This is a genomic window from Nocardioides panacisoli (assembly GCF_019448235.1).
Taxonomy (GTDB): Bacteria; Actinomycetota; Actinomycetes; order Propionibacteriales; family Nocardioidaceae; genus Nocardioides; species Nocardioides panacisoli_A.
Map to the genome: position 1 here is coordinate 939,037 of NZ_CP080409.1, position 17,669 is coordinate 956,705.

General features: G+C 71.1%; 19 protein-coding genes. 11 read left to right on the forward strand and 8 right to left on the reverse strand.

What is annotated here, in order from left to right:
* Positions 1–2 precede the first annotated feature (2 nt).
* The 4 genes from pgl to tkt are packed head-to-tail and all read right to left on the reverse strand — an operon-like array spanning position 3 to position 5,680.
* On the reverse strand, positions 3–752 hold the full coding sequence (gene pgl / locus KUV85_RS04600; protein WP_219962046.1) for a 6-phosphogluconolactonase: 750 nt from the start codon (positions 750–752) through the stop codon (positions 3–5).
* Complete coding sequence (gene pgi / locus KUV85_RS04605; RefSeq protein ID WP_219962047.1) at positions 749–2,428, reverse strand: glucose-6-phosphate isomerase; 1,680 nt, start codon at positions 2,426–2,428, stop codon at positions 749–751. Before pgi ends, pgl begins: the two co-directional genes overlap by 4 nt.
* A gap of 2 nt (positions 2,429–2,430) precedes the next feature.
* A complete protein-coding gene (gene tal, locus KUV85_RS04610; RefSeq protein ID WP_219962048.1) occupies positions 2,431–3,537 on the reverse strand; it encodes a transaldolase in 1,107 nt (368 codons plus the stop codon).
* A 37-nt stretch (positions 3,538–3,574) separates the two neighbouring features.
* Positions 3,575–5,680: a transketolase gene (gene tkt / locus KUV85_RS04615; RefSeq protein ID WP_237690198.1), complete on the reverse strand. Its 2,106-nt coding sequence runs from the start codon at positions 5,678–5,680 to the stop codon at positions 3,575–3,577.
* A 119-nt stretch (positions 5,681–5,799) separates the two neighbouring features.
* Between tkt and KUV85_RS04620 the strand changes: the two genes are divergently transcribed.
* Positions 5,800–6,846: a heme o synthase gene (locus tag KUV85_RS04620; protein WP_425299384.1), complete on the forward strand. Its 1,047-nt coding sequence runs from the start codon at positions 5,800–5,802 to the stop codon at positions 6,844–6,846.
* Between the two features lie 25 nt (positions 6,847–6,871).
* On the opposite strand, the gene KUV85_RS04625 is transcribed toward KUV85_RS04620, so the two are convergent.
* The 3 genes from KUV85_RS04625 to KUV85_RS04635 are packed head-to-tail and all read right to left on the reverse strand — an operon-like array spanning position 6,872 to position 9,521.
* Positions 6,872–7,783, reverse strand: a complete 912-nt coding sequence (locus KUV85_RS04625; RefSeq protein WP_219962050.1) for a COX15/CtaA family protein — start codon at positions 7,781–7,783, stop codon at positions 6,872–6,874.
* Positions 7,784–7,797: 14 nt separating this feature from the next.
* Positions 7,798–8,583, reverse strand: a complete 786-nt coding sequence (locus KUV85_RS04630; RefSeq protein WP_219962051.1) for an ABC transporter permease — start codon at positions 8,581–8,583, stop codon at positions 7,798–7,800.
* Positions 8,583–9,521 (reverse strand): ABC transporter ATP-binding protein, encoded by a 939-nt coding sequence (locus tag KUV85_RS04635; protein WP_219962052.1) that lies wholly within the window; start codon positions 9,519–9,521, stop codon positions 8,583–8,585. Before KUV85_RS04635 ends, KUV85_RS04630 begins: the two co-directional genes overlap by 1 nt.
* A gap of 45 nt (positions 9,522–9,566) precedes the next feature.
* On the opposite strand from KUV85_RS04635, the gene KUV85_RS04640 reads away from it, so the two are divergent.
* The 10 genes from KUV85_RS04640 to KUV85_RS04685 all read left to right on the forward strand — a co-directional run bounded on the left by KUV85_RS04640 (position 9,567) and on the right by KUV85_RS04685 (position 16,989).
* The gene (locus KUV85_RS04640; protein WP_219962053.1) at positions 9,567–9,932 is read left to right on the forward strand and encodes a hypothetical protein; all 366 of its coding nucleotides are present in this window, start codon (positions 9,567–9,569) and stop codon (positions 9,930–9,932) included.
* On the forward strand, positions 9,925–10,329 hold the full coding sequence (locus tag KUV85_RS04645; RefSeq protein WP_219962054.1) for a hypothetical protein: 405 nt from the start codon (positions 9,925–9,927) through the stop codon (positions 10,327–10,329). Before KUV85_RS04640 ends, KUV85_RS04645 begins: the two co-directional genes overlap by 8 nt.
* A 65-nt stretch (positions 10,330–10,394) precedes the next feature.
* A complete protein-coding gene (locus KUV85_RS04650; RefSeq protein ID WP_219962055.1) occupies positions 10,395–11,132 on the forward strand; it encodes a helix-turn-helix transcriptional regulator in 738 nt (245 codons plus the stop codon).
* The gene (sufB, locus tag KUV85_RS04655; RefSeq protein WP_219962056.1) at positions 11,129–12,547 is read left to right on the forward strand and encodes a Fe-S cluster assembly protein SufB; all 1,419 of its coding nucleotides are present in this window, start codon (positions 11,129–11,131) and stop codon (positions 12,545–12,547) included. The genes KUV85_RS04650 and sufB overlap by 4 nt, the downstream gene beginning before the upstream one ends.
* On the forward strand, positions 12,547–13,746 hold the full coding sequence (sufD, locus tag KUV85_RS04660; RefSeq protein WP_219962057.1) for a Fe-S cluster assembly protein SufD: 1,200 nt from the start codon (positions 12,547–12,549) through the stop codon (positions 13,744–13,746). The genes sufB and sufD overlap by 1 nt, the downstream gene beginning before the upstream one ends.
* The gene (locus KUV85_RS04665; protein WP_219962058.1) at positions 13,743–14,090 is read left to right on the forward strand and encodes a non-heme iron oxygenase ferredoxin subunit; all 348 of its coding nucleotides are present in this window, start codon (positions 13,743–13,745) and stop codon (positions 14,088–14,090) included. The genes sufD and KUV85_RS04665 overlap by 4 nt, the downstream gene beginning before the upstream one ends.
* Positions 14,087–14,845 (forward strand): Fe-S cluster assembly ATPase SufC, encoded by a 759-nt coding sequence (sufC, locus tag KUV85_RS04670; protein ID WP_219962059.1) that lies wholly within the window; start codon positions 14,087–14,089, stop codon positions 14,843–14,845. Before KUV85_RS04665 ends, sufC begins: the two co-directional genes overlap by 4 nt.
* 1 nt (position 14,846) lies before the next feature.
* Positions 14,847–16,100 carry a cysteine desulfurase gene (locus KUV85_RS04675; RefSeq protein WP_237690199.1) on the forward strand — a complete coding sequence of 418 codons (1,254 nt, stop codon included), beginning with the start codon at positions 14,847–14,849 and terminating at the stop codon, positions 16,098–16,100.
* Between the two features lie 2 nt (positions 16,101–16,102).
* Positions 16,103–16,588: a Fe-S cluster assembly sulfur transfer protein SufU gene (gene sufU, locus KUV85_RS04680; RefSeq protein WP_237690200.1), complete on the forward strand. Its 486-nt coding sequence runs from the start codon at positions 16,103–16,105 to the stop codon at positions 16,586–16,588.
* Positions 16,585–16,989, forward strand: a complete 405-nt coding sequence (locus KUV85_RS04685) for a metal-sulfur cluster assembly factor (protein WP_219962060.1) — start codon at positions 16,585–16,587, stop codon at positions 16,987–16,989. The genes sufU and KUV85_RS04685 overlap by 4 nt, the downstream gene beginning before the upstream one ends.
* A gap of 73 nt (positions 16,990–17,062) precedes the next feature.
* Here the strand turns inward: KUV85_RS04685 and KUV85_RS04690 are convergent, their stop codons facing one another.
* Positions 17,063–17,620, reverse strand: coding sequence for a type 1 glutamine amidotransferase domain-containing protein (locus KUV85_RS04690; RefSeq protein ID WP_219962061.1), 558 nt, complete (start codon positions 17,618–17,620; stop codon positions 17,063–17,065).
* Between the last annotated feature and the right edge of the window lie 49 nt (positions 17,621–17,669).

The window sequence follows — 17,669 nt, forward strand, 5'->3', positions numbered from 1 at the left end:
CGTCACAGCTGTGATGCAGCGCCCGCGTCGAGGAACCAGATGGTCTCCTCCACGCCCCGCACGGAGCGTGCGGGAGTCTCCTCGGCGGAGCCCTCGGCGGCGAGTGCGCGCGCCACGGCCTCGGCCTTCTCGCTGCCCGAGACCAGGAACCACACCGACCGTGCCCGATTGAGCGCCGGCAGCGTGAGACTGACCCGCTCGGGCGGCGGCTTGGGCGAGTCCGTGACCGCCACCGTGCTCCGGTCGTGCTCGGTGAGGGCGGCGTGGTGCGGGAAGAGGGACGCCACATGGCCGTCCGGTCCGACGCCGAGCATCACGATGTCGAACAGGTCCGGACGGTGCGCCGCCAACGTCTCGGCGTACGCCGCCGCCGCGGCCTGCACGTCGGGCGCCTGGCCCGCTGCCGGCACCTCGTGCACCCTCGTGGCGCCGACGTCGTCGAGGAAGTCACGGCGTGCCTGGACGGCGTTGCGGTCCTCGGAGTCGGCGTCGACGAAGCGCTCGTCGCCCCACCACAGGCTGACGGCGCTCCAGTCCACCGGCCGCACGTCGGGCATGGCGGGGGAGTGGTGGCGCGCGATCTCGGCGTGCACCAGCCCGGCGACGGTGCCGCCGGTGAGCACGAGGTTGGGTGCCCGACCGGCGGCCTCCATGCGGGAGAGGCGGCCGTGCAGTGCGCCCGCCACCGCGGTGGCGAGGGAGTCGGCATCGGGATGGATCTCGATGCGGGACTCGGGCCGCTGGCCGGTCACCGCCGGTGCTCCCGGTAGTAGCCGATGAGCGACCGGGTGGAGGGGTCCTGCCGGGCGAGGGCATCGGTGTCGCCGGCCACCGCGGGGGTGACCTGCTGTGCCAGCTCCTTGCCCAACTCGACTCCCCACTGGTCGAAACTGTCGACACCCCATAGTGCACCCTGCACGAAGGTGATGTGCTCGTAGAGCGCGATGAGCTGGCCGAGCACGCCCGGGGTCAGTTCGGGGGCCATGATCGAGGTCGTGGGCCGGTTGCCGGGGAAGGTTCGTGCCGGGACCAGGTCCGCGGCGACGCCGGCGTCACGGACCTCCTCCGCGGTGCGACCGAAGGCGAGTGCCGCGGTCTGGGCGAAGAAGTTCGCCAGCAGCACCTCGTGCACGTCCACGTCGCCGTCCTGCAGCGGATGGGCGGGCGTCGCCACCGCGATGAAGTCGGCCGGCACGAGTCGGGTGCCCTGGTGCAGCAGCTGGTAGAAGGCGTGCTGGCCGTTGGTGCCGGGCTCGCCCCAGAAGACCTCGCCGGTGTGCGCCGCGACGGGCGAGCCGTCCCACCGGACCCGCTTGCCGTTGGACTCCATGGTCAGCTGCTGGAGGTACGCCGGGAAGCGGTGCAGGTGCTGGTTGTAGGGCAGGACGGCGTGGGTGTGGGCGTCGAGGAAGTTGACGTACCAGACGTTGAGGAGCCCCATCAGCAGTGGCACGTTCTCGTGCGGGGCGGCGGTGCGGAAGTGCTCGTCGAGCCGGTGGAACCCGTCGAGCAGCTCGGCGAAGCCCTCGGGCCCGATCGCGATCGCCAGCGAGGTGCCGATCGCGGAGTCCAGCGAGTAGCGGCCCCCGACCCAGTCCCAGAACCCGAAGGCGTTGGCGGGGTCGATGCCGAACTCCGCGACCTTGTCCAGTGCGGTCGAGACCGCTACGAAGTGGCGCGCCACCGCCTCGGCGCGGTCGTCCTCGGTGAGGGCGCCGGCCGCCGTCAGCGAGTCCAGCAGCCAGGCGCGGCACAGCCGCGCGTTGGTGAGGGTCTCGAGGGTGGAGAAGCTCTTGCTCGACACGACGAAGAGCGTCGTCGCGGGGTCGAGGTCCGCCAGGCACTGCGCCGCATCGGTCGGGTCGATGTTGCTGATGAAGCGGCACGTGATGCGCTCGTGGCGGTACGCGGCGAGCGCCTCGTACGCCATCACCGGCCCCAGGTCGGACCCGCCGATCCCGATGTTGACGACCGTGGTGATCGGCTCACCGGTCACGCCGGTCCACGCCCCGGAGCGGACGCTCTCGGCGAGGGCGTAGACGCGGGCGAGGACGTCGTGGACGTCGGCGACGACGTCCTGCCCGTCCAGGGTCAGGTCGGCGCCCGGGGGGAGCCGGAGCGCGGTGTGGAGGGCCGGGCGGTCCTCGGTCGCGTTGACCGGGGCACCGGCGTACATCGCGTCGCGGTGGTCGGCGACGCCGGTCTCGTCCGCGAGCGCGAGGAGAGCGGCCAGGACCTCGCCGTCGACGAGGTTCTTCGACAGGTCGACGTGCAGGTCGGCCGCCGGGTGAGTCCAGCGCGTGGCCCGGTCGGGGTCGGCGGCGAACCAGCCCCGCAGGTCGGGGGAGAACCCCGCGGCCAGGTCGGTGAGCCGGGCCCACGCGGCGGTCCCGGTCGGGTCGACGGGTGCTCCGGGCCGGGACTCCACGGTCAGCCCATCTGGCCCTGGACGGTGGCGACCAGCTCGTCCCAGGAGGCGACGAACTTCTCGACGCCCTCGCGCTCGAGGACGGTGAGCACGTCGTCGAGGTCGATCCCGACCTCGGCCAGCTCGTCCATGACCTGTTGGGCCGCGTCGGCCGTCCCGGTGACGGTGTCGGGGGCGTTGCCGGACTCCACCGGGCCGTGGTCGGCGTAGGCCTCCAGCGTCTTCTCCGGCATCGTGTTCACGGTGCCGGCCACGACGAGCTCGCTGACGTAGAGGGTGTCCGGGTAGGCCGGGTCCTTGGTCCCGGTCGAGGCCCACAGCGGTCGCTGCACGTTGGCGCCGGCTGCGGCCAGGGCCTCCCAGCGCTCACCGCTGAACACCTCGGCGTACGCCGCGTGCGCGAGCCGGGCGTTGGCGACCGCGGCGCGGCCACGGAGGTTCTGCGCCTGCACCGTCCCGATCTCGTCGAGCCGGCCGTCCACCTCCGCGTCGACGCGGGAGACGAAGAACGAGGCCACCGAGTGGATCCGGGACAGGTCGTGGCCGGCCTCGTGGGCCCGCTCGAGCCCCTCGAGGTAGGCCGCCATGACGTCGCGGTAGCGGTCGAGGCCGAAGATGAGGGTGACGTTGACGCTGATGCCGTCGGCGATCGCGGCAGTGATCGCCGGGAGGCCCGCCTCGGTCGCCGGGATCTTGATCAGCGCGTTCGGACGGTCGACGGCCTTCCACAGTGCGCGCGCCGACGCGATGGTGTCCTCCGTGCGGTGCGCCAGCGCGGGCTCCACCTCGATGGAGACACGTCCGTCGGCCGGGGTGCGCTCGTGGACGGGCGCCAGCACGTCGCACGCCTCGCGCACGTCCCGCGTGGTGAGCTCGAAGACCACCTCGTCGACCTGCGCGCCGCGCGACACGAGCTCGCGGACCTGGGCGTCGTAGCGTTCGCCGTCGGCGACGGCACCGGCGAAGATCGTGGGGTTCGTCGTCACCCCCACGACGGACCGGTCCTCGATCAGCGCGGCGAGGTTGCCGGTCTCGATCCGCTCGCGCGACAGGTCGTCGAGCCAGATGGACACCCCCGCCTCGGCGAGGGCCTGCAGACGATCACTCATGGGTTCTCCTCGGGTGGTGGGGACGTAGGGGGTCCGATCAGCGGGCGGCGAGCGACTCCTGGGCTGCCGCCACGACGGCCTCGGTGGTGATGCCGAACTCGCGGTAGAGGGTGGCGAAGTCGGCCGAGGCGCCGAAGTGCTCCAGCGAGACCGACCGTCCGGCGTCACCGACGATGTCGCGCCAGCCCTGGGCGATGCCGGCCTCGACGCTCACCCGGGCGCGCACCTCGGGGGGCAGGACCGAGTCGCGGTAGGCCTGGTCCTGGGCGTCGAACCACTCTCGGCACGGCATGGACACCACCCGTGCGGCGATGCCCTGCTCGGCGAGCTCGGCGCGTGCCTCGACCGCGAGCTGGACCTCCGAGCCGGTGCCGACGAGCACGACGTCGGGCGTGCCGTCGGTGTCGAGCAACACGTAGGCACCGCGCCGTACGCCGTCGACCGCGCCCCACTCCTGGCCGGTCTCCGGGTCGGTGCCGCGGGGGAAGGTCGGCACGTTCTGGCGGGTGAGGACCAGGCCGGCCGGCCGGTCGGTCTGCTCGAGCACGGTCGACCAGGCGGCGACGGTCTCGTTGGCGTCGGCGGGGCGCACCACGTCGAGGCCGGGGATGGCGCGCAGCGAGGCGAGCTGCTCGACCGGCTGGTGGGTGGGGCCGTCCTCGCCGAGCCCGATCGAGTCGTGGGTCCACACGTAGATCGTGGGCAGGTGCATGAGCGCGGCGAGACGCACCGCCGGACGCATGTAGTCGGAGAACACCAGGAAGGTGCCGCCGAAGATGCGGGTGCCGCTGTGGAGGGTGATGCCGTTCATCACCGACCCCATCGCGTGCTCGCGGATGCCGAAGTGCAGCACCCGACCGGCGTACGGGTCGCCGGTGAACATGTCGCTGGAGCGCTCCGCGGGCAGGAACGAGGGCACGCCGTCGATGGTGGTGTTGTTGGATCCCGCGAGGTCCGCGGACCCGCCCCACAGCTCCGGCATGGCCGGGGCGACGGCGTTGATGACGCTGCCGGAGGCCTTGCGGGTCGCGACGCCCTTGGCGTCGGCCTCGAAGGTGGGCAGGTCGGCGTCCCATCCCGTGGGGAGCGACCGGGCGGCCATCCGGTCGAGGGCGGCCCGGCCCTCGGGGTGGGCCTCGGACCAGGCGTCGAACCGCTGCTGCCACTCCTCGTGAGCGGCGGCACCGCGCTGGCGGAGACCGCGGGTGTGCTCCAGGACCTCGGGCGGCACGTCGAAGGACTGTTCGGGGTCGAGGCCGAGCACCTTCTTCGTGGCGGCGACCTCGTCCTCGCCGAGTGCACTGCCGTGGGCGGCGCCGGTGTCCTGCGCGTTGGGCGCGGGCCACGCGATGATCGTGCGCAGGGTGATCAGGCTCGGACGGTCGGTGACGGTGGAGGCCTCGGCGAGCGCCGCGTGCAGTGCGGCGACGTCCTCGACGTACTCACCGCCGCGGCGCCAGTCGACCTCCTGCACGTGCCAGCCGTACGCCGCGTAGCGGGCTCCCACGTCCTCGCCCAGCGCGATGCTGGTGTCGTCCTCGATCGAGATCTCATTGGCGTCGTAGATGAGCGTCAGGTTGCCCAGCTGCTGCACGCCCGCGAGCGCCGACGCCTCGGCGCTCACGCCCTCCTGGATGTCGCCGTCGGAGGCGAGGCAGTAGATCGCGTGGTCGAAAACGGACTCGCCGGCCGGCGCGTCGGGGTCGAGCAGGCCGCGCTGGCGACGCGCGGCCATCGCCATGCCGACGGCGTTGGCCACGCCCTGGCCCAGGGGGCCGGTGGTGGTCTCGACGCCGGCGGTGTGACCGTGCTCGGGGTGGCCGGGGGTGCGGCTGCCCCAGGTGCGCAGGTCCTTGATGTCGTCCAGCTCGAGGCCGAAGCCGCCGAGGAAGAGCTGGTTGTACAGCGTCAGCGACGAGTGCCCCATGGAGAGCACGAAGCGGTCGCGCCCGACCCACTGCGGGTCGGCCGGGTCGTGCCGCATGACCTTCTGGAACAGCAGGTGCGCCACCGGGGCGAGGCTCATGGCCGTGCCGGGGTGTCCGTTCGCGGGTGGCCGGACGGCGTCCAGGGCGAGCACCCGGGCAGTGTCCACCGCCTTGTCGTCGAGTTCGGTCCACTCCAGTGCGGGGATGCTGGTCACGAGGCGCGTGCCTTTCGATCAGACGGAAGGGGGACGGGGGCGCTGTCGGGACCGAGCCTACCCAGCGCGGGGGCCGCGACGGCAATCGCTCCGGGTCGGTGGCCCGAAGGCCCCCGGCGATGCCTCGACCAGCGGAGTGGAGGGCTACAATCGCTGACGGCTCAGCCCCCGCAATCGCTTCGAGGACCTCCGTGACGTACGCCGATCCGACCCGGTCTGCCCCGCGGCAGCTCGTCGGGGTCAACGGCGCCGTGGAGGCCGGGACGGACCGCCCTCGGGCGTCGCTGCGTGACGTGGTCGCCGCATACGTCGGGCTGACCAAGCCGCGCGTGATCGAGCTGCTGCTGCTGACGACGGTGCCGGTGATGTTCTTCGCCGCCCGCGGCGTCCCGGACCTCGGGCTCGTCGCCGCCACCGTGCTCGGCGGCACGCTCTCGGCCGGCTCCGCCTCGGTCTTCAACTGCGTCTACGACCGCGACATCGACGAGCAGATGCGCCGCACCCGGCGGCGGGCGCTGCCGCGCCACATCGTGACGCCCCGTGCGGCCCTGGTGTTCGGCGTCGTGCTCGGCGTCGGGTCCACGCTGGTGCTGTGGTTCCTGGTCAACCCACTCTCCGCGGTGCTCTCGGTCAGCGCCAACGCGTTCTACGTCTTCGGCTACACCATGCTGCTCAAGCGGCGGACGACCCAGAACATCGTGTGGGGCGGCATCGCCGGCTGCTTCCCGGCGCTCATCGGCTGGACCGCGGTGACCAATGAGCTCTCGTGGGTCCCGGTCGTCCTCTTCGCCGTGGTGTTCTTCTGGACACCGCCGCACACCTGGGCGCTGGCGCTGCGCTACCGCGAGGACTACGCACAGGTCGACGTGCCGATGCTGCCGGTGGTCAAGTCCGCCCACTCGGTGGCCAAGCAGATCGTCGCCTACAGCTGGGTGATGGTCGCGACGTCGTTGCTGCTGTGGCCGGTGGCCGGCACGGGGCCGGCGTACCCGATCGCGGCGACGGTGCTCGGCGCGATCTTCCTGGTGCAGGCCCACCAGATGGAGCGTCGCGCGAGCCGGTCCGACGAGCTGTCGGTCATCCGGCCGATGCACCTGTTCCACAGCAGCAACCTCTACCTCTCGCTGCTGTTCGTCGCGGTCGCGATCGACCCGCTGCTGGGCTGAGCGACCCGCGGAGTCCGCCGCAGGGTCAGTCGCGGGACCGGGTGGCGAGCACGACCCAGGTCAACGCGGCCGAGGTCAACGCCGCGCCCAGCAGGTGGGTGCCGACCAGCAGTTCCGGCAGGTCCGTGAAGTACTGCACGAACCCGATGACGCCCTGGGCGAGCTCGATGACGAGCAGCACGGTCACCGCTCGGGCGGCACTCCCACCCGCGGTCGACGTACGCCGCGTCGCGAGGAGGAGCGCGACGGTGAGGGCGAGCAGGAGGTAGACGCTCGCCGCGTGCACGTGGGACATGACCTGCGGGTCCAGTCCGGTCCGTCGGGCGTTCTCGTCGCCGGAGTGCGGACCGGACCCGGTCACGACCGTGCCGAGGTAGAGCACCAGCCAGCCGCTGGCGAAGACCGCCCACGCGAGGCGGCGGACCCCGGCTGCGGCCCCGGGACGGGCACCGCCGCGGACGTGGTCGACGAGCACGACGCACACGCCGATCATCGCCATCGAGAGCAGCAGGTGGAGGGCGACGACCCACGGGTTGAGGTCGGTGAGCACCGTGACGCCACCGATGACGGCCTGGAACGGGACGCCGAGGGCGACGACGGTCGCGAGCGTGAGGGGGCGGCGGTCCGCACCGGTGCGGTCGGCGAGCACCCGCTGCAGGGCCGCCACCCAGGTCGCGACAGCGATCGCGACGAGCACGAAGGTCAACAGCCGGTTGCCGAACTCGATCGCGCTGTGGAACTCCAGCTCGCCGTGGGGGCGGTAGGAATCGGCCGTGCAGCGGGGCCACGTGGGACACCCGAGGCCCGAGCTCGTCAGCCGCACCGCACCGCCGGTGACGACGATGCCGATGTTGGCGACCAGGTTCGCCACCGCCAGCGGCAGCAACGGCAACTGCGGCAGCCGGGACCGTGTCGGCGCCTCGCGCAGGGTGCTCACCGTGTCACTCCCCGTCACTCCCATCGGAACCATCGGGCGGTCGCGGCCGAGCCCGCCACCGCCCACACGAACAGTACGGCCAGCTCCCGCCAGGCGATGGTCGAGGAGCAGGCGGCGCGCAGTGCCTCACCCAGCGCCCCCGACGGGAGCCAGTGCACGACCTCGCCGAGGGCGCCGTAGGACGTCGTGGGCAGCACGACGGCACCGCCGGCCAGCAGCAGCAGGTAGACGAGGTTGGCGGCCGCCAGGGTCGCCTCGGCGCGCAGCGTGCCGGCGAGCAGCATGCCCAGCGAGGCGAAGGCGGCCGTCCCCAGCAGCGCGGCGAGGACCAGTGCCACCACCGAGATGTCGGGGTTCCAGCCGAGCAGCAGGCCGGCCGCGCCGATCACGGCGACCTGGAGGACCTCGACCAGCAGCATGGCCGCGATCTTCCCGGCGAGCAGCGTGGGGCGCCGCAGGGGAGCAGTGCCGAGCCGCTTGAGGACGCCGTACCGCCGCTCGAATCCGGTCGCGATTGCCAGGGACGTGAAGGAGGTGGACATCACCGCCAGCGCGAGTACGCCGGGGGTCAGGACGTCGATGACGGGCCGGTCGAAGGTGAAGGAGAGCCGGTCGGCCGCCGTCACCGCGCCGACGAGCACGATCAGCGGGATGACCAGCGCGAGCAGGAGCTGCTCGCCGTTGCGCAGGAGCAGTCGGGCCTCCATCGAGGCCTGCGTCGTGACCTGCCGGAGCAGGGGAGCGGCGCCGGGGCGCGGCGTGAAGGTGCCGCGGCCGGCGGCGGGGCGGGTCGTGGCCATCACTCGTTGCCTCCGGTGAGCTCGAGGAAGACGTCCTCGAGGTTGCGCTGGCCGAGGGTCAGCGACTCGGGCAGCACCGCGTGGTCCTCGCACCAGCCGGCGACCTTCGCCAGCGTCGTGCTGTCCGCCGGGCCCGACACCTGCAGGCTCAGCTCGTCGAGCACGGTGACCTCCGTGCCGTTGCCGAGCGTGGTGGCCAGGGAGTCGGGGGAGCCGGGAGGGAACGGCTGGGTCACTACGAGCCGGATGGTGGCGACGGTGCCGCCGCGGGTGAGCTCCAACGGCGAGCCGCTGGCGACCAGTCGTCCCCGGTCCAGGATGTGCACGCGGTCGGCGAGGCGCTCGGCCTCCTCGAGGTAGTGGGTGGTGAGCACCACGGTGACGCCGTCGCCGCGCAGTTCCTCGAGCAGTTCCCACACCGTGCGGCGGATCTGGGGGTCCAGGCCCGCGGTCGGCTCGTCGACGAACACCAGTTCCGGTCGCCCGACCAGCGCCAGCGCGAGGCCCAGGCGCTGCTGCTGGCCACCGGAGAGGCGACGGTACGGCGTACGCCCGCAGTCGGCGAGGGAGAGTCGCTCCACGAGCAGGTCGGGGTCGAGGGGGTGGGCGTGGAGCCGCGCGAAGTGGCGCACCATCTCCTCCGCGCGCGCTCCGCTCCAGGCGCCGCCGGACTGGAGCATGACGCCGATCCGCGGCAGCAGCGCCCGACGGTCGGCAACCGGGTCGAGCCCCAGCACGCGGACACGGCCGTGCTGGGCGGTCCGGTATCCCTCGCAGGTCTCGAGCGTCGTGGTCTTCCCGGCACCGTTGGGACCGAGGACGGCGGTGATCGTGCCGGGCTCGACGTCGAAGCTGAGGCCGTCGACAGCCGTCTTGTCGTCGTACCGCATCACGAGGTCGTCGACCGTCACGGCCGGGGAGGGAAGCGGTGCGGGCACCCGGGGAGTCTAGGACCGCGCCGGTGGTCCTCTAGTGTGCGGGCTGTGTACGAGTGGCTGTACGGCGTGATCCTCGCCATCTGCCTGCTGGCGGTGCTGTACTTCGTGAGCCTCCTGGTGCGCGACCTCCCCGCCGGCGACCCGGCGTTCGTGATCGTCGGCGTGCTCGAGCTGCTCCTGGTGGTGCAGCTGGTGCTGGGCGGTGTCGCGCTGGCACGCACGGACGCGGACGTGGCCGGCGTGCTGTTCGTGAGCTACCTGGTCGGCGTCGCGGTGGCGCCGGTGATCGGGGCCTTCTGGTCACTCGCGGAGCGCTCCCGCGCTGGCACGCTCGTGCTGGTCCTGTCCGTGGTGACGGTTGCTGCACTGGAGGTGCGGCTCGATGCGATCTGGGGCGCGGCCGGTGCCTGAGTCGCGGCGGGTCGACCTGGCGACCGGCTGGGGTCGCGCGCTCGTGTTCGTCTACGGCGTGTTCGCCGTGGCCGCGACCGGGCGCTCGCTGGTCCAGCTGGGCACCGACGCCGACCGGGCCCCCCTTGCCTACTCCCTCTCGCTCGTGGCGGCGGTGATCTACCTGCTCGCCACGACCTGCCTGCTGTTGGGCGGTGTCCGGGGCTGGCGCATCGCCGGCATTGCCGTGGTGGTCGAGCTGGTCGGCGTGCTCGGGGTCGGGGCGTTGAGCTACGCCGCACCGGACCTCTTCCCGGACCGGACGGTGTGGTCCCACTTCGGGCAGGGGTACGCGTTCTTCCCCCTGGTGCTGCCCGTTGCCGGGCTGCTGTGGCTGCGACACACGCGGCCGACGTGACCCAGGCCACCAAGGGTTGCCTCACCTTCGTTGAACGCCGGAATCAATAACGCCACACTGATGTTGTGGAAATCGTGCAGGGCCACCGAGACCAGGATCAGCCGACCCGTCACCGGGTCGCGCAGACGATCCTGTTCAACGGACCCTCCACGGCCGCCGCCCTGGCCGAGCGCCTGGAGCTCACGCCGGCCGCGGTCCGTCGCCACCTCGACCAGCTGGTCGAGGAGGGCGCCGTCCGCGCCCGTGACCCGCACCCGCGGAGCCACCGTGGGCGTGGTCGCCCGGCCAAGGAGTTCGTGCTCACCGAGCAGGGGCACGACGCCTTCGACCGTCAGTACGACGACCTCGCGGCCGACGCGCTGCGCTTCCTCGCCGAGGAGGTGGGGGAGGAAGCCGTCCGCCAGTTCGCGGAACGGCGGGTCGCCTTCATCGAGGAGCGCTTCCCGGCGGTGGCCGCCGCCCACCCCGACGCCAGCGCGGCCGAGGTGCTGGCCCGGGTGCTGACCGAGCAGGGCTACGCCGCCGCGGTGCGCGACGTGCCCGTCGGCGAGCAGCTGTGCCAGCAGCACTGCCCGGTCTCCCACGTGGCGCACGAGTTCCCGCAGCTGTGCGAGGCCGAGACCCGCGCCATCGGTCGGGTGCTCGGTCGTCACGTGCAGCGGCTCGCCACGATCGCCCACGGCGACGGCGTGTGCACCACGAGCCTTCCCGACATCCACCAGATCGACCACCGCCGGGCCGCGGACGGCCCGACGGCGCACAGGACTCCGTCCCCCGAGAAGAAGGAGCAGGTCACCCCATGACCTCGATCGAAGACCTCAACCCCGAGCTGAAGGGGATCGGTCGCTACGAGTTCGGCTGGTCCGACCCCGACGTCGCCGGTGAGAAGGCCGAGCGCGGCCTCAGCGAAGAGGTCGTGCGCGACATCTCCGGCAAGAAGGACGAGCCGCAGTGGATGCTGGACCGACGGCTGAAGGGCCTCAAGCTCTTCGACCGCAAGCCCATGCCCACCTGGGGCTCGGACCTGTCGGGGATCGACTTCGACAACATCAAGTACTTCGTCCGCTCCAGCGAGAAGCAGGCGCAGACCTGGGACGACCTCCCCGAGGACATCAAGAACACCTACGACAAGCTCGGCATCCCTGAGGCCGAGAAGCAGCGCCTCGTCTCCGGTGTCGCGGCGCAGTACGAGTCCGAGGTGGTCTACCACTCCATCCGTGAGGACCTGGAGGAGCAGGGCGTCCTCTTCCTCGACACCGACACGGCGCTGCGCGAGCACCCGGAGATCTTCGAGGAGTACTTCGGCACCGTCATCCCGGTCGGCGACAACAAGTTCGCCGCGCTCAACACCGCCGTGTGGTCGGGTGGCTCGTTCATCTACGTGCCCAAGGGCGTCCACGTCGACATCCCGCTCCAGGCCTACTTCCGGATCAACACCGAGAACATGGGCCAGTTCGAGCGGACGCTGATCATCGTCGACGAGGGTGCCTACGTGCACTACGTCGAGGGCTGCACGGCCCCGATCTACAGCACCGACTCGCTGCACTCGGCCGTGGTGGAGATCGTGGTGAAGAAGGGCGGTCGCTGCCGCTACACCACGATCCAGAACTGGTCGAACAACGTCTACAACCTCGTCACCAAGCGCGCCACCTGCGAGGAGGGCGCGACCATGGAGTGGGTCGACGGCAACATCGGCTCCAAGGTGACGATGAAGTACCCGGCCATCTACCTGATGGGCGAGCACGCCAAGGGCGAGACGCTGTCCATTGCCTTCTCCGGCGAGGGCCAGCACCAGGACGCCGGCGCCAAGATGGTGCACGCGGCGCCCCACACCTCGTCCTCGATCCTGAGCAAGTCGGTCGCCCGCGGCGGCGGCCGGACGTCCTACCGCGGCCTGATCCAGGTCAACGAGGGCGCCCACGGGTCGAAGTCCAACGTGCTGTGCGACGCGCTGCTCGTGGACCAGGTGAGCCGGTCCGACACCTACCCCTACGTCGACATCCGCGAGGACGACGTCTCGATGGGGCACGAGGCCAGCGTCTCGAAGGTCTCCGACGACCAGCTGTTCTACCTCATGTCGCGCGGCATGGAGGAGGACGAGGCGATGGCGATGATCGTGCGCGGCTTCGTCGAGCCGATCGCCAAGGAGCTCCCCATGGAGTACGCCCTCGAACTCAACCGCCTGATCGAACTGCAGATGGAAGGAGCCGTCGGCTGATGACGGTCACCCAGGACCCGGCGGCTGCCGCTGCCGGGGCGGCCGAGGCCGCCCCGGTGGTCAGCCACCTCAACCCCCCGCCGTCCTACGACCTCGCCGACCACCCCGCGCCGACCGGGCGCGAGGAGGTCTGGCGGTTCACCCCGCTCAAGCGCCTGCTCGGCGTCCTGGACGGGGAGGAGTCCGGCGACCGGCTCGGCTGGGACGCCGACCTGCCCGCGGGCGTCACGACGTCGGAGATCTCCGCCGCGGAGGCCCGCGAGCTCGGTGAGCTGGCCCCCGGCGACCGCCCCTCGGCGCTGGCGGTGGCCAACGCCGGCGGCGCGACCCTGATCGACGTCCCGGCCGAGACCGAGGTCGACGAGCCGGTCGTCATCCGGCTCCACGGCGAGTCGGTCGACCAGCTCGTCTGGGGCCACTACGTGCTCCGCTTCGGTGCCTACTCCAAGGCGACCGTCGTGCTGGTGCACTCCGGCTCGGCCCGCTACTCGGCGACCACGTCGGTCATCGTCGGCGACGGCGCCCAGGTCAACGTGCTCAGCCTCCAGGACTGGGAGGACGACGCGGTCCACCTCGGTCGCGACGCGATCCGTGTCGGCCGTGATGCCCACGTGCGCCACACCGCGATCTCCTTCGGCGGTGACCTGGTGCGCATGCACGCCAACGTCGAGTACGACGGTCCCGGCGGCGAGGCCGAGCTCCTCGGCCTGTACTTCGCCGACGAGGGCCAGCACATCGAGCACCGGCTCTTCGCCGACCACAACGCCCCCCACACCAAGAGCAACGTGCTCTACAAGGGGGCGCTGCAGGGCGAGAAGGCCCACACGGTGTGGATCGGCAACGTGCTGATCCGCAAGGTCGCCGAGGGCATCACCACGTTCGAGGAGAACCGCAACCTGGTGCTCACCGACGGCTGCCAGGCCGACTCGGTGCCCAACCTCGAGATCGAGACCGGTGAGATCGAGGACGCCGGCCACGCGTCGGCGACCGCCCGGTTCGACGACGAGCAGCTGTTCTACCTCCGCTCGCGCGGCGTCTCGGAGAAGGAGGCCCAGCGCCTGGTGGTGCACGGGTTCTTCAACGACCTGATCCGCAAGGTCGGGATCCCCGCCTTCGAGGAGCAGCTGCTGACCACGGTCGAGGCCGAGCTGGCCAAGAACGTCCTCAAGGATCTCGGCACCACGGAGCCCGCGTCGTGAGCTTCCAGCGGGCGTGCGCCGTGGCCGACGTACCCACCGACGAGGCGGTCGCCGCCACGATCGGTGCGTACGAGGTCGCGGTCGCACGTGACGGCGAGGAGTTCTTCGCGGTGCAGAACCTCTGCACCCACGCTGCGGTGGAGCTCACCGACGGCGAGGTGGAGGACGGCGCGATCGAGTGCTTCCTCCACGGCTCCTGCTTCGAGCTCCGCACCGGCAAGCCCACCCAACTACCTGCGACCGAACCCGTCGCCACGTTCCCGGTCGAAATTCGTCGGGACGACGGCGTCGATCAGGTGTACGTCGACACCACCACCACCCTGAACGGAGTCACCCCCCAATGAGCAAGCTCGAGATCACCGACCTGAAGGTGCAGGTCCAGACCGACGACGGTCCCAAGGAGATCCTCAAGGGCGTCACGCTGACCATCAACGGCGGCGAGACCCACGCGATCATGGGCCCCAACGGATCGGGCAAGTCCACGCTGGCCTACTCCATCGCCGGCCACCCCCGCTACGAGATCACCGGCGGCTCGGTGACCCTCGACGGCGAGGACGTGCTGGAGATGAGCGTCGACGAGCGCGCCCGTGCCGGCCTCTTCCTCGCGATGCAGTACCCGGTCGAGGTCCCCGGCGTCTCGGTGGCGAACTTCCTGCGCACCGCCAAGACCGCCATGGACGGCGAGGCCCCGAAGCTGCGGACCTGGGTCAAGGACGTCAACACCGCGATGGAGAACCTCGACCTGGACTCGACGTTCTCCCAGCGTGCGGTCAACGAGGGCTTCTCCGGTGGTGAGAAGAAGCGGCACGAGATCGCCCAGTTGGAGCTGCTCGACCCCAACACCGCGATCCTGGACGAGACCGACTCCGGCCTGGACATCGACGCGCTGAAGGTCGTGTCCGACGGTGTCAACCGGTTCCGTGAGCGCGAGGACAAGGGCGTGCTGCTGATCACGCACTACACGCGGATCCTGCGCTACATCAAGCCCGACCACGTGCACGTCTTCGTCGACGGTCGCATCGCCGACCAGGGCGGCCCCGAGCTGGCCGACCAGCTCGAGGAGACCGGCTACGACAAGTACGTGAAGGCCGCGGTCTGAGATGACGCTTCCCGGCCTGCTCCCCGAGCTCGAGGTGGTCCGCAAGGACTTCCCGATCCTCGAGCGAGCGCTGGCGGGGGACCACCCGTTGGTCTACCTCGACAGCGCCAACACCTCGCAGAAGCCGCAGGTGGTGATCGACGCGATGGTCGACCACCTCGAGCGGCACAACGCCAACATCGCGCGTGCGATGCACCAGATCGGCGCCGAGGCGACCGAGGCGTTCGAGGGAGCGCGCGACCGCGTGGCCGCGTTCATCAAGGCGCCGGAGCGCGACGAGGTGGTCTTCACCAAGAACGCCTCCGAGGCGCTCAACCTCGCCGCGCAGACCATCCCGCTCGGGCCCGGTGACCGGGTGGTGATCACCGAGATGGAGCACCACTCCAACATCGTGCCGTGGCAGCTGGCCACCGAGCGCAGCGGCGCGGAGCTGCGGTGGTTCGGGTTGACCGACGACGGGCGGCTGGACCTGTCCGACATCGACGAGCTGATCACCGAGCAGACCAAGGTGGTCTCGCTGACGTGGGTGTCGAACATGCTCGGCACGATCAACCCGATCGCCGAGATCACCCGCCGTGCCCACGCCGTGGGTGCGCTGGTGATGGTCGACGCCTCGCAGGCGGCGCCGCAGGTGCCGATCGATCTCGCGGCGATGGCGCCGGAGGAGCGGCCGGACCTGCTGGCCTTCACCGGCCACAAGGTCGTGGGTCCGACCGGCATCGGTGTGCTGTGGGGGAGCCGCGCGGTGCTCGAGGAGCTGCCGCCCTTCCTCGGCGGCGGTGAGATGATCGAGACCGTCACCATGGAGCGGTCCACCTACGCCGGCATCCCGCACAAGTTCGAGGCCGGCACGCCGCCCATCGCCGAGGCCGTCGGTCTCGGTGCGGCGGTGGACTACCTCAGCGACCTGGGCATGGACGCGGTCCACGCCCACGAGCAGGCAGTGACGGCGTACGCCCTGGAGGGGCTGGCGTCGGTGAGCGGTGTCCGGATCCTCGGACCGACCGACGCGGCGTCCCGCGGGGGCGCGATCTCGTTCGAGGTCGACGGGGTGCATCCGCACGACGTGGCCCAGCTGCTGGACTCGCGCGGGGTCGCGGTGCGTGCCGGGCACCACTGCGCGAAGCCGGCCCACGCCCGCTTCGGCGTGCAGGCCTCCACGCGGATGTCGTCCTACCTCTACACCACGCCGGGGGAGATCGACGCGCTGGTCGAGGCGCTGGAATACACCCGCTCGTTCTTCCGATTGGACTGACGATGACCACCACGCCGGGCGACGCCCAGAACATGGATGCGCTCTACCAGGAGATCATCCTCGACCACTACAAGAACCCCATCGGCAAGGGACTGCGCGAGCCCTACGAGGCCGAGGTCTTCCACGTGAACCCCACCTGCGGCGACGAGGTGACCCTGCGGGTGCACCTGGAGGACTCCGCGGAGGGGCCCGTGGTGGCCGACGTCTCCTACGACTCCGTGGGCTGCTCGATCTCGCAGGCCTCCGGCTCGGTGATGAACGAGCTGCTCGTCGGCAAGCCGTTGGCCGAGGCCGAGCGGATCCACGGTGAGTTCGTGGCCCTGATGCAGGGCAAGGGGGCCGTCGAGCCCGACGAGGACGTCCTCGAGGACGGGGTCGCCTTCGCCGGTGTCGCCAAGTTCCCGGCGCGCGTCAAGTGCGCACTACTGTCCTGGATGGCGTGGAAGGACGCGACCACGCAGGCATCCGGGGTTGAGGAGAAGACATGACTGAGCAGACTGAAGAGACGGGCCAGACCGAGACCACCGCTGACCACAGCGACCTGCCCGAGGTCCCCGAGGCGACCGGTGCCGGCACCTCCACGCTGACCAAGGAGGACGTCACCGAGGCGATGAAGGACGTCGTCGACCCCGAGCTCGGGATCAACGTCGTCGACCTGGGCCTGGTGTACGACGTCCACGTCGAGGAGCACTCCAATGTCACCCTCGACATGACGCTCACCTCGGCCGCGTGCCCGTTGACCGATGTCATCACCGACCAGACCGAGTCGGCACTGGAGGGCATCGTCAACGAGGTCGCGATCAACTGGGTCTGGATGCCGCCGTGGGGTCCGGACAAGATCACCGACGACGGTCGCGAGCAGCTGCGCGCGCTCGGCTTCAACGTCTGAGGCGCGTCGCGACGTGACGACGGCCCCGGAGCGATGCTCCGGGGCCGTCGTCGTGCTGTGCGGCCGGCGTGCCTCAGGTTCGCGGCAACTCGGCCACGAGCTCGATGAAGCGTGCGTTGAAGGCCGGCAGGTCGTCGGGCTTGCGGCTGGTCACCAGGTTCTCGTCGACGACGACCTCGCGGTCGACCCAGGTCCCACCGGCGTTGCGCACGTCGGTCTGCAGTGTCGGGAACGAGGTGATCTCGCGGCCGCGGACGACGTCGGCCTCGACCAGGCTCCAGATTGCGTGACAGATGGCGGCGACCGGGCGCCCCGACTCGACGAAGGCGCGGACGAACCGCACCGCGTCGGCGTCGCCGCGGAGGAAGTCGCCGTTGGCGACGCCGCCCGGCAGGACGAGACCGTCGTACCCGGCGGGGTCGGCCTCGGCGACCACCGCGTCGACGTCGAAGCTGTCCGCGGCCTCGAGGTGGTGGTAGCCGCGGACGGTCCCGGGCTCGGTGGCGACGAGCTCTGCGGTCGCGCCCGCGCGCGTCACCGCCTCCCACGGGTCGGTGAGCTCGACCTGCTCGATGCCCTCGCCGGCGACGAGGAAGGCGATACGGCGTCCCTGCAGCGTGGTGTCAGTCATGCCGGAGCAGTACCCGCCGGGCCGCGATCCATGCGTGTCGCGAGGGAGC

What these genes read in the sequence shown, in the direction of transcription:
- tal (WP_219962048.1), bottom strand. Translation starts at nt 3,537, where the DNA reads ATGAGTGATCGTCTGCAGGCCCTCGCCGAGGCGGGGGTGTCCATCTGG.
- KUV85_RS04620 (WP_425299384.1), top strand. Translation starts at nt 5,800, where the DNA reads ATGCCTCGACCAGCGGAGTGGAGGGCTACAATCGCTGACGGCTCAGCC.
- KUV85_RS04630 (WP_219962051.1), bottom strand. Translation starts at nt 8,583, where the DNA reads ATGGCCACGACCCGCCCCGCCGCCGGCCGCGGCACCTTCACGCCGCGC.
- sufB (WP_219962056.1), top strand. Translation starts at nt 11,129, where the DNA reads ATGACCTCGATCGAAGACCTCAACCCCGAGCTGAAGGGGATCGGTCGC.
- sufD (WP_219962057.1), top strand. Translation starts at nt 12,547, where the DNA reads ATGACGGTCACCCAGGACCCGGCGGCTGCCGCTGCCGGGGCGGCCGAG.
- sufC (WP_219962059.1), top strand. Translation starts at nt 14,087, where the DNA reads ATGAGCAAGCTCGAGATCACCGACCTGAAGGTGCAGGTCCAGACCGAC.
- KUV85_RS04675 (WP_237690199.1), top strand. Translation starts at nt 14,847, where the DNA reads ATGACGCTTCCCGGCCTGCTCCCCGAGCTCGAGGTGGTCCGCAAGGAC.
- sufU (WP_237690200.1), top strand. Translation starts at nt 16,103, where the DNA reads ATGACCACCACGCCGGGCGACGCCCAGAACATGGATGCGCTCTACCAG.
- KUV85_RS04685 (WP_219962060.1), top strand. Translation starts at nt 16,585, where the DNA reads ATGACTGAGCAGACTGAAGAGACGGGCCAGACCGAGACCACCGCTGAC.
- KUV85_RS04690 (WP_219962061.1), bottom strand. Translation starts at nt 17,620, where the DNA reads ATGACTGACACCACGCTGCAGGGACGCCGTATCGCCTTCCTCGTCGCC.